This window comes from Candidatus Dadabacteria bacterium, from assembly GCA_026708565.1.
In the GTDB taxonomy this organism is placed as follows: Bacteria; Desulfobacterota_D; UBA1144; order Nemesobacterales; family Mycalebacteriaceae; genus Mycalebacterium.
The window spans coordinates 1-9866 of record JAPOUR010000046.1; the positions used below are offsets into that span (position 1 = coordinate 1).

14 protein-coding genes are annotated in these 9866 nt (G+C 56.8%); 13 read left to right on the forward strand and 1 reads right to left on the reverse strand.

From position 1 onward, the window contains the following. On the forward strand, positions 1-252 hold a 252-nt coding region (locus OXF42_05855; protein MCY4047608.1), incomplete at its 5' end, for an ankyrin repeat domain-containing protein. Positions 253-282: 30 nt separating this feature from the next. Here OXF42_05855 and OXF42_05860 read toward each other — a convergent pair. Beyond that, the gene (locus OXF42_05860; protein ID MCY4047609.1) at positions 283-546 is read right to left on the reverse strand and encodes a hypothetical protein; all 264 of its coding nucleotides are present in this window, start codon (positions 544-546) and stop codon (positions 283-285) included. A gap of 186 nt (positions 547-732) precedes the next feature. On the opposite strand from OXF42_05860, the gene OXF42_05865 reads away from it, so the two are divergent. The 12 genes from OXF42_05865 (at position 733) to argF (ending at position 9710) form a co-directional block, all read left to right on the forward strand. Beyond that, complete coding sequence (locus tag OXF42_05865; GenBank protein MCY4047610.1) at positions 733-966, forward strand: sulfurtransferase TusA family protein; 234 nt, start codon at positions 733-735, stop codon at positions 964-966. Between the two features lies 1 nt (position 967). Next, a complete protein-coding gene (locus tag OXF42_05870; protein ID MCY4047611.1) occupies positions 968-1891 on the forward strand; it encodes a cysteine synthase family protein in 924 nt (307 codons plus the stop codon). Beyond that, the gene (locus OXF42_05875; protein MCY4047612.1) at positions 1885-2295 is read left to right on the forward strand and encodes a M67 family metallopeptidase; all 411 of its coding nucleotides are present in this window, start codon (positions 1885-1887) and stop codon (positions 2293-2295) included. The genes OXF42_05870 and OXF42_05875 overlap by 7 nt, the downstream gene beginning before the upstream one ends. Before the next feature lie 103 nt (positions 2296-2398). Continuing rightward, the gene (locus OXF42_05880; protein ID MCY4047613.1) at positions 2399-3400 is read left to right on the forward strand and encodes an NlpC/P60 family protein; all 1002 of its coding nucleotides are present in this window, start codon (positions 2399-2401) and stop codon (positions 3398-3400) included. A gap of 13 nt (positions 3401-3413) precedes the next feature. Beyond that, positions 3414-4328 carry a tyrosine recombinase XerC gene (locus OXF42_05885; GenBank protein ID MCY4047614.1) on the forward strand — a complete coding sequence of 305 codons (915 nt, stop codon included), beginning with the start codon at positions 3414-3416 and terminating at the stop codon, positions 4326-4328. After that, entirely contained in the window at positions 4325-4870 is a 546-nt protein-coding gene (hslV, locus tag OXF42_05890) for an ATP-dependent protease subunit HslV (protein ID MCY4047615.1), read from the forward strand. Before OXF42_05885 ends, hslV begins: the two co-directional genes overlap by 4 nt. 31 nt (positions 4871-4901) lie before the next feature. Continuing rightward, on the forward strand, positions 4902-5114 hold the full coding sequence (locus OXF42_05895) for a type II toxin-antitoxin system HicB family antitoxin (protein MCY4047616.1): 213 nt from the start codon (positions 4902-4904) through the stop codon (positions 5112-5114). Next, entirely contained in the window at positions 5111-5308 is a 198-nt protein-coding gene (locus OXF42_05900) for a type II toxin-antitoxin system HicA family toxin (protein MCY4047617.1), read from the forward strand. The genes OXF42_05895 and OXF42_05900 overlap by 4 nt, the downstream gene beginning before the upstream one ends. Further along, the gene (gene hslU / locus OXF42_05905; protein MCY4047618.1) at positions 5305-6678 is read left to right on the forward strand and encodes an ATP-dependent protease ATPase subunit HslU; all 1374 of its coding nucleotides are present in this window, start codon (positions 5305-5307) and stop codon (positions 6676-6678) included. Before OXF42_05900 ends, hslU begins: the two co-directional genes overlap by 4 nt. Before the next feature lie 55 nt (positions 6679-6733). Then, positions 6734-7603, forward strand: a complete 870-nt coding sequence (gene argB / locus OXF42_05910) for an acetylglutamate kinase (GenBank protein MCY4047619.1) — start codon at positions 6734-6736, stop codon at positions 7601-7603. Continuing rightward, complete coding sequence (locus OXF42_05915; GenBank protein MCY4047620.1) at positions 7600-8787, forward strand: aspartate aminotransferase family protein; 1188 nt, start codon at positions 7600-7602, stop codon at positions 8785-8787. The genes argB and OXF42_05915 overlap by 4 nt, the downstream gene beginning before the upstream one ends. Beyond that, on the forward strand, positions 8784-9710 hold the full coding sequence (gene argF, locus OXF42_05920) for an ornithine carbamoyltransferase (GenBank protein MCY4047621.1): 927 nt from the start codon (positions 8784-8786) through the stop codon (positions 9708-9710). The genes OXF42_05915 and argF overlap by 4 nt, the downstream gene beginning before the upstream one ends. The last annotated feature ends 156 nt before the right edge of the window (positions 9711-9866 follow it).

Genomic DNA, 9866 nt, shown 5'->3' on the forward strand with positions numbered 1-9866 from the left:
GGTCACACCGAAGCAATCCGGGAGTTGCTGAAAGCAGGGGCGAATATTGAGGCAAGGGATAATCTCCTCGGCAATACGGCTCTGATATGGGCGGCGCGGGAAGGGCAAACCGAAGCAATACGCGAGTTGCTGAAGGCGGGGGCGGATAAACGGGCAAGGGATGATTACGGCGGGACGGCTTTTGATGCGTGGCAAGAATACCGGAAAGACCATCCTGACTTTTGGCGAATCTCAAACTTGCTCCGTCCCTAACGGCAACCGTTTGCTCTTTAACCAACGGGGCTAACCGAACCGTTCTTCGACAAACTTCTCGTATTGAATAATTGAGGCTCTGGCCGTGCCATGAACCCAGTCGCCTACATCCTTTTTTGGACCATCCAAGCCGTAGCGCCTACTGATTTTGCCAACCCTTTCCAGCCCCTTTATCTGGAAAATGTCTTCACCCAAGTCCTGTGACAAATGTTTTATTCCTGACACATAATTGCCTGCCACCTTGCGCTTATAGCCTTCTTTCACAAGCCATTTCCTAAACTCTTCCTTAATCACATTACCCCTCCAACCGTTGCACCCACTACACTGCATAGCGTATACAACAACATCCCGAAAACAAAGATGCAACCCTTCCCCACCCCTTCTGGATTCCGTGTCGCCGCACGGAATGACGGGGGAGAACCCCCGCCGCCCCCCTCTTTGCCTCTTTCCTCCTTTATGATACTTTTGAAACCGGTAGCCATGCCAAGCAAAGCCGACCATTTCATAGACATAACGGACGAGGTCTGCCCGATGACCTCGGTCAAAACCCGTCTCAAACTGAAAGGCATGAAGCCCGGCGGCGTTCTTGAGGTTCGCGTCCGGGGGGGCGAGCCCGTTGAAAACCTGCCCGGCACGATTGAGCGCGAGGGGCACAAGGTTCTGGAAGTGAGAAAGGAAGAGTCGTTCTACACCGTTCTGATAGAGCGCGGCTGACATGAGCGAGCCCGCAACCGGATATGTGAGCGGCGGTTCTGTCGTTGACCTTATAGGCGACACCCCCCTGCTGAAACTGGAAAAGATAGCGGACATTCCGCCGGATGTTGAGATTTACGCCAAAGCCGAGTGGCTGAATCCGGGAGGGTCGGTAAAAGACCGCGCCGCCCGCAAAATGGTTTCAGAAGCCGTCCGAAACGGCGAATTGAAAGGCGGACGCTCCATAATGGATTCCTCGTCCGGCAACACCGCGATAGCCTACGCGATGATAGGGGCGGCGCTCGGTATTCCGGTAACCATAGTCGCGCCGGAAAACATCAACGCCGAAAGGAAAAAAACCATTGAGGCGTTCGGCGCGGGCATAGTTTATTCCGACCCCATTGAGGGCTCGGACGGGGCTATCCTCCTCGCGCGCAAACTCAAGGAGCGGGATTCCGGCAAATACTTCATGCCGGACCAATACAACAACCCGCTCAACCCGCTCGCCCACTACGAGACCACAGGCCCCGAAATATGGGAGCAGACGGGCGGGCGCGTTACACATTTCATAGCGGGCGCGGGAACAAGCGGGACAATTATGGGCGTTTCCCGCCGGTTGAAGGAACTGAACCCCCGGATACGGACATTTGCCGCCCAGCCCGCCGAAGCCATTCACGGCCTTGAGGGACTAAAGCACATGGAGACCTCAATAGTGCCGGGCATATACGACCCCGCCGGTTTTGATGAAACCGTTTTTGTCTCCACCGAAGATGCCTATGCGATGATGGAGTCCATGGTGAGGAGGGAGGGCCTTTTTGTCGGACATTCGGGCGGGGCGGCTGTTTGCGCCGCTGTCGGGAAGGCGCAAACCCTTGAAAGCGGGGTTATAGTAACGGTGCTTCCCGACAGCGGCATGCGTTACCTGAGCGAAAAATTGTGGTGGTAGAAATATCAAAAAGCGCCTTTGAGGCGATGAAATCTCACGCGGAAAGGGGCTATCCCGCCGAGGTTTGCGGCGTTATGGCGGGCGGGGGCGCGCGTGTGGAGGAAAGCATGGAGTGTGAGAACCTCAACACGGAAAGGGCTCACGACAGATACGAACTTGACCCCGCCTCCTTCAATGAGGCGGATTCCGCGGCAAGGGAAAAAGGGCTCGGCATAGTGGGGATATACCACTCCCACCCCGACCATCCCGCCCGCCCCTCCGAGACAGACAGACAGAGGGCGTGGAGCGGGTGGGGATACCTGATAATGTCGGTGGAAAAGGGCGTGTTCAAAGAGGCGACTCTCTGGTATCTGAATGAGCAAACCGGACGGTTTGAAAAGGCGGATTTTTCCGTTTTTTCCTGAAATTCCCTTTGTTTTACGGAAATCTCCTTTATTTAACGGGCGGCTTTTTGTTATAATCGCCCCGCGCCACCCTTCCGGCGCAAAAGTTTGAGAGGTGTTTGTTATGAAAAGACTTGTTGCGCTGATTGTTGTGCTTGCCGTTTTTGCCGCAGGGGCGGCCTATAAGTTTTCGCCGGAGGAAACCGCGCCGCAAACCGCCGCGCCCGCCGACACATTTGTTTTTACCTACGGCATACGGCGGGGTGACTCGCTTTCTCTAATCGCCCGCCGCTTCGGTGTGAGTTTTGAGGAAATCAAAAACGCCAACCCGACCCTCGGCGGCATCATACACCCCGGCAACATTCTCGCCGTTCCGCTTGAGCGGAGCGCCGTTGCTTTTCTCCACACCGTCCAAAAGGGTGAGTCGCTTTCATCCATAGCCGGAGACTACGGAACGACCGTTTCCCGCCTCAGAAAACTGAACCGCATGAGCGGGGAAATCCTCTATGAGGCTCAGAAGATAGCCGTTACGGGCTCCGCCTCGGAAGCAAGGTTTGTCGTGTTTGAGGTTGGCGCGGACGACACGCCGGAAGAGATAGCGCGCGCCTTCGGCATGGACGTGAGGGACATAGATAAGATGAACGCCTCAAACCCGCTCTGGAGAGAGCCGGGCGAGCATGCCCTGATTGACACTCTCAACTATTCCTACTCCGAGCGCACGCGTGAAAGCATTGTGGAGACGGCGCGCGCCTATCTGGGCTCTCCCTACAAATACGGGGGCAACTCAACCTCAACCGGCATAGACTGCTCGGCTTACGTAAAAAAGGTTTTTTCGTATTTCGGCGTGAACCTGCCCCGGACTGTCAGGTTGATGCACAAGCATGCGGAAGGGCTCTGGGTGGCGAAAAACCGTCTTCAGAAAGGAGACCTTGTATTCTTTGAAACCGACAGGCCGTTCCCTTCGCACATTGGCATATATGTGGGCGGCGGCAGGTTTATACACGCATCTTCCGCGAGCGGAAAAGTGGTTGTCTCGCCCCTCGGTCAGGACTTTTATACAAAAACCTACATCGGGGCGAAGAGGATTTTCATCAACGACCCGTTCGCGGTTGCCTCCGAAGATTGACGGCTGAAGGCGTATGGACAAAAAAGAGATTGACTCCCTCGCGCGCCGTTTCCGGCGTCACATTGAGTATGAGAGAAATCTTTCCCCCGCCACCGTCCGCGCCTACATGACGGACATAGGGCAGTTTGCGGACTTTGTTGTGAAAAACGGCATGAGTCCGCCCCGGATGGACATAAGGGACATCAACCGCTATGTGGCGGACAGGTTTGCCCGCGGCTCAAAAACAACAACGGCGCGAAAGATGGCCGCCGTGCGGTCGTTTTTCAGGTTTCTCAACACGGAGGGGGTAACCGGAGGCAATCCGGCGAAAAGCGCGCCCGCTCCCAAAGCGGAGAGGCCGCTGCCGTCTTTTCTCTCCGTGGACGAGGTGACGGCGTTGCTCAAAGTTGCGGGCGAGGGGGAGGGGGCGGCCGCCCTCAGGGACGGCGCGATGCTTGAACTCGCTTATTCATCGGGGCTCAGGGTGGGGGAGCTTGTGTCGCTGGACGTGGGGGATGTTGACCTTGAGCAGACGCTTGTGAGGGTGATGGGCAAGGGCGCAAAGGAGAGGATGGTTCCTTTCGGCTCGCGGGCGGCGGAGGCGGTTTCCCGCTACCTTCCCGCGCGCGCCGCGATGAAACCGCTGACCGCGCGGCTGTTTGTGGGCTCAAAGCGGACGGGCATAACCGCAAGGAGTGTTGCGAGAATCGTCAAACATTACGCCCGCATGGCGGGTATAAGCAAAAACATTTCCCCCCACACGCTCAGGCACAGTTTTGCCACGCACTTGCTCGCCTCGGACGGCGGCGATGAAAAGAGGGACAAACTTCGCGCCATACAGATGATGCTGGGGCATTCAAGTTTGTCTTCAACGCAAAAATATACGCACATATCGGTTGAACAGTTGATGGACATATATGACAATACTCATCCGAGGGCAAGGAGATGACGGACAGCGCGGCGACTTTTCACGGAACAACCATACTTTGCGTCCGCCGGGACGGCCTTACCGCCATGGGCGGAGACGGGCAGGTTACGCTCGGCGATGTGTCGGTAAAGCACACCGCCAACAAGTTGCGCAAGATAGGCGGCGGCAAGGTTTGCGCGGGGTTTGCGGGTTCAACGGCGGACGCGATAAACCTTTTTGAAAAGTTTGAGGCGAAACTTGAGGAATCAAGCGGAAACCTGAAACGCGCCGCCGTTGAACTCGGCAAGGAATGGAGAACGGACAGAATTTTGCGGAGACTGGAGGCGCTTCTTGCGGTGGCGGACAGGGAGAACATGTTCATAATCTCCGGCGGCGGAGACATACTTGAGCCGGATGACGGCATAATTGCCATAGGGTCGGGGGGGTCTTACGCGAAGGCGGCGGCGCGCGCGCTGGCGGAGTTTTCGGGGCTTAAAGCGGATGAAATTGTCCGCGAATCGCTTTTGATAACCGCCGGTATTTGTATTTATACAAATGAAGAGATACGGATTGAGACGGTTTGAGCCTCCGTAATTCCGGTATATAATCAGAGCCGTGGCAAAAACTTTTACACTTGACTACTACATGACCGACAAATGGTATGTCGGTTCCCTGCGCGAAGTCCCCGGAGTAATCAGTCAGGGCAAAACCCTTGATGACCTGAAAGAAAACATTCGGGACGCATACGAATTGATGATGGAATCCTACGAGGATGATCTTCCGAAAGAGAAGATTGAGTCGGTGGAAATGGAAGTGCGCCCCGATTGAAACGGTCTCAGTTTATCCGTGAACTTAAGTCTGCGGGTTGTGTGTTGAAAAGGCACGGTTCCAAGCACGACATATACCTCAACCCCGCAACTGATAAAAGAACCTCCGTTCCGAGACATACTGAACTTGATAACGGGATTTGCAGGGATATAAAAAAGCAGTTGGGTATAATCCCGCCTCAGGAGACACAATGAAAGACGACTCTTTTTTCACACCGAGGGAAATCGTTTCCGAACTTGACAAATACATCATCGGGCAGGAAAAAGCCAAACGCTCCGTCTCCATCGCCCTCAGAAACAGATGGCGGCGGCAGCAGGTCAAACCTGAGATGAGAGACGAAATCGTTCCCAAAAACATCCTCATGATAGGGCCCACGGGGGTGGGAAAAACCGAGATCGCGCGGCGGCTTGCCAAACTCTCCCAGGCGCCGTTTATCAAGGTTGAGGCGTCAAAGTTCACCGAGGTCGGCTACATGGGGCGGGACGTTGAGTCCATGATAAGGGACTTGACCGACATAGCGGTCAACATGGTTTCCGGCGAAGAGGCCGCCGCCGTTCGCGCAAAGGCGGAGGAAATCGCCGAAGAGAGAATGCTTGACCTTCTCCTTCCCCCCGTTCCCTCTTCCGCCGGTGAAAGCGGGGGCGGAGAGGCGGACGCGGAAACAGCCGCCTCAAAAGCAGAGTCTGAAAAGAAGACCAGAGAAAAACTGAGAAACCTTCTGCGGCGGGGCAAACTGGACGACAGAACGGTTGAGGTTGAAATAACCGCAACGGCAATGCCGTTTCAGGTTCTGGGAACTCAGGGCGTGGACGAAATAGACCTGAACCTGCCGGAAATACTCGGCAACCTGATGCCCAAACAGACCAAGAAGAAAAAGGTTGAAGTGCCCGCCGCGATGGAAATCCTCATCAGGGAGGAGTCCCAGAAACTGGTGGATATGGACAAGGTGGTCAAACTCGCCGTTGAGAGGGTGGAAAACACCGGAATCATATTCATTGACGAAATAGACAAGATAGCGGGCGGCAAATCAAACTCCGGTCCCGATGTCTCGCGGGAAGGGGTTCAGAGAGACCTTCTGCCGATAATAGAGGGCTCAAACGTCAACACAAAACACGGAATGGTGAAAACAGACCACATAATGTTCATCGGGGCAGGGGCGTTTCATGTGTCAAAACCGTCCGACCTGATACCGGAGATTCAAGGGCGGTTTCCCGTCCGGGTTGAACTTGAGGCGCTGGGCAAGGACGAGATGGTCAAAATCCTTACCGAGACCAGAAACGCGCTTACCAAACAGTATGTCGCGCTACTGGAAACCGAAGACATTAAACTCGTGTTCAAAAAGGACGCCATAGAGCGAATAGCCGAGACCGCAATGGAGGTCAACATGTCGTCCGAAAACATCGGGGCGCGAAGGCTGCACACCATCCTTGAGACCATTCTGGATGACATATCGTTCCGGGCTCCCGACATCTCGGAAAGCAAAATTGAGATAACCGCGGACTATGTGAAGGACAAGGTCTCCGGCATCGCCGCAAACAGGGACTTGAGCAGTTACATACTTTGAACGGTCTGCGGGCGGCGCGATTTTATGTATATTGTTGCCCTCGGAAAGGACTTAAATGGACAAAGCAAAAACCCTCGCCGAAGCGTTTCCATACATAAAGAAGTTTTACGGCAAAAACATAGTCGTCAAATACGGCGGCAGCATAGTTGACGCCGCCCTTGAAGGGTTCGCGCGCGACATTGCGCTGCTGAAATTCGTGGGCATGAACCCCGTGGTGGTTCACGGAGGGGGCAGGCAAATCGCCGCCGCCCTTGAGAGGGAGGGCATCGCTTCGGACTTCATCGCCGGACTCCGCGTGACGGATGAGAAAACCATGCGCACCGTCGCCTCCGTGCTGACCGGCAAGGTCAACAAAACCATCGTGGCAGCCATAAAGAGGCACGGCGCAAAAGCGGCGGGAATTGCCGGAACCGATTCCTCAACGCTCATCGCCTCCAAGGCGGACGTCCACGCCATAGCGCGGGCAAACGAGGTCAAAATCGCCCCGGACGCCGACCTCGGAATGGTGGGGGAGATAAGCAGGGTCAACACAAAACTGTTGCGCCTTTACGAGCGGGACGGCTGTGTTCCGGTGGTCGCCCCCGTGGGCACGGACGGGCGGGGGGGAGTTTACAACATCAACGCCGACCATGCGGCGGGCAAAGTCGCCTCCGCCCTCAAAGCGGAAAAACTCATCATGCTTACGGACGTAAGGGGCGTAATGGACGGGGACGGGAAACTGCTCTCATCCCTCACCTTCAAACAGGCGGAGCGGCTCATCAAAAACGGAATCATATCGGCGGGAATGCTTCCCAAGGCAAAGTGCTGCATGGACGCCGTTGAAGAGGGGGTGCGGAAGGCGCACATAGTGGACGGCCGCGCCGAGCACGCCATACTGCTTGAGATATTCACCGATGCGGGGGTCGGAACGGAGATAAAACAGTGAGCGATGAAGTGATACGCGCCACAGACGCGAACTGCATGAACACATACCGGCGTTTCCGTATTGCGGCGGCCAGGGGCGAGGGCGCATGGCTTTGGGACACCGGGGGCAAAAAGTATCTGGACTTTACTTCGGGCATTGCCGTCAGCGTCCTCGGCCACTGCCACCCTGCGCTTGTCGGCGCAATCAAAGAGCAGGCCAGGGAGTTGATTCACACCTCAAACCTTTTTTACACGAAGCCGCAAGCGCGTCTTGCGGAACTTCTCACCCGGCACAGTTTTGCGGACAGGGTCTTTTTCTGCAACAGCGGAGCGGAGGCGTGCGAGGGGGCAATCAAACTGTCGCGCAAACGCGCCGGAGAGGCGGGGCGTTCAACAACCGTGGTCTGCGCGGAGGGGGCTTTTCACGGGAGAACTCTGGGCGCTCTCGGCGCGACAAGCGGGGAGGCATACCGCCGGGGCTTTGGCCCGCTTCCCGAAGGGTTTGTTTTTGTTCCCTACGGCGATGCGGCGGCGGCGGAGCGCGCCGTTCGGGAGCACGGGGCGTGCGCGTTTATGGTTGAGCCCATACAGGGCGAGAACGGGGTGGTTATTCCGCCGAAGGGGTATCTTTCCGCCATGCGCGAAGTATGCTCGCGGGAGGGGGCGCTGCTTGTGCTTGATGAAATTCAGACCGGGATGGGCAGAACCGGAAAGTTCCTCGCCCATGAGCATTGCGGCATAACGCCGGACATTGCCGCGATTGCAAAGGGGCTTGGCGGGGGCGTGCCGTGCGGCGCCGTTCTTGCAACCGGGGAGGCCGGCTCGTATTTCACGCCCGGCTCCCACGGGAGCACTTTCGGCGGCGGGCCGCTTGCGAGCGCGTGCGCGGCGGCGGTTATTGAGGAGATATCGGGCTCTTCGCTGGCGGAGAACGCCGCAGTCAGGGGAAGTCAGCTTCTGGAGGGGCTCGGCGCCGTTGCGGGCGTGCGGGAGGCGCGGGGAGTGGGGCTTATGGCGGGCGTTGAGTTTTCCTCGGACACGGCGGCGAAGGCGGCGGTTGACCTGTGCGCCGAAAAGGGATTGCTTACCATACTTACCGCCGGAAACGTTATGAGGCTGCTTCCGCCGCTCACGGTTTCCGGGGAGCAGGTAAACTTGGCCGTCTCAATTATAAGAGAGGCGGCCGGGGAGGTTGCAGGCAAGTGAGTGAAAACTTTCTGAGCATATTTGACGTTTCCAAAGGCGATGTTGAGCGCATGATGGCACGCTCTGCGGAGCACAGGGAGATGAGCGCGGCGGGGGGGATAGGCAAGTCTCTTGAGGGGAAGGCCGTGGGGATTTTCTTTGAAAAGCCGTCCACGCGCACAAGGGTTTCCTTTGAGGCCGCCGCCGCCCTGCTGGGCGCGCATCCGGTTTTAATGGATTCCGCGAGCATGCAGACAAACAGGGGCGAGACCCTTGAAGACACGGCAAAAGTGCTTTCCTCATACCTTGACATTATCGTCATGAGAACACACGGGCAGGAGCGTCTTGAGGAGTTTGCCGAGCACTCGGCGGTTCCCGTGATAAACGCCCTGAGCGATCTGGAGCATCCCACTCAGGCCCTTGCGGACATGTTCACCATCGCGTCCCACGACATAGATTTGAGCGACTTCAAACTCGCCTACATAGGAGACGGCAACAATGTGGCGAACTCCCTCGTGGGGCTTTCATCGGTCATGGGTTTTGACATTGCCGTCGCCTCGCCTCCGGGCAGAGAGCCCGACCGCGCCGTCCTCAACAGGAGCGGCATGAGCAACGGCAGGGCGGCGCACATAACGATAACGGACGACCCGGCGGAGGCGGTGAGGGACGCGGATGTTGTTTACACCGATGTGTGGGTAAGCATGGGGCGGGAAGGGGGCGCGGAGTTGAGGAAACTGTTTGAGCCCTATCAGGTCAACGCCGACCTGCTGTCCGCCGCTCCGGCGGACGCGATAGTTATGCACTGCCTTCCCGCCCACAGGGGGGAGGAAATCACGGACGAGGTTATGCGGAGTGAAAGATGCGTCGCCTTTGAGCAGGCGAAAAACAAGCTGCACACCGCAAAATCGGTTTTGGAGTTTTTCCTCAGGTGGAAGGAAGGCTGATTGACACGGGCGCTCAAACGCCGATAAAATCATTTGCCGCGCCTTGTGTCCGGCGACTTCGGGAGAGAGGGCTTGATTTCTTCACTTTTACTGCGATGTCTTTCCGTTACGGCAATTTTTGCGCTTGTCGCGGGGCTTTGGGCGGAAGACGCCGAC

Excerpts from the sequence above, each read along its gene's own strand:
- OXF42_05885 (MCY4047614.1), top strand. The coding sequence starts at position 3,414 with ATGGACAAAAAAGAGATTGACTCCCTCGCGCGCCGTTTCCGGCGTCAC.
- OXF42_05870 (MCY4047611.1), top strand. The coding sequence starts at position 968 with ATGAGCGAGCCCGCAACCGGATATGTGAGCGGCGGTTCTGTCGTTGAC.
- OXF42_05880 (MCY4047613.1), top strand. The coding sequence starts at position 2,399 with ATGAAAAGACTTGTTGCGCTGATTGTTGTGCTTGCCGTTTTTGCCGCA.
- hslU (MCY4047618.1), top strand. The coding sequence starts at position 5,305 with ATGAAAGACGACTCTTTTTTCACACCGAGGGAAATCGTTTCCGAACTT.
- hslV (MCY4047615.1), top strand. The coding sequence starts at position 4,325 with ATGACGGACAGCGCGGCGACTTTTCACGGAACAACCATACTTTGCGTC.
- OXF42_05865 (MCY4047610.1), top strand. The coding sequence starts at position 733 with ATGCCAAGCAAAGCCGACCATTTCATAGACATAACGGACGAGGTCTGC.
- argB (MCY4047619.1), top strand. The coding sequence starts at position 6,734 with ATGGACAAAGCAAAAACCCTCGCCGAAGCGTTTCCATACATAAAGAAG.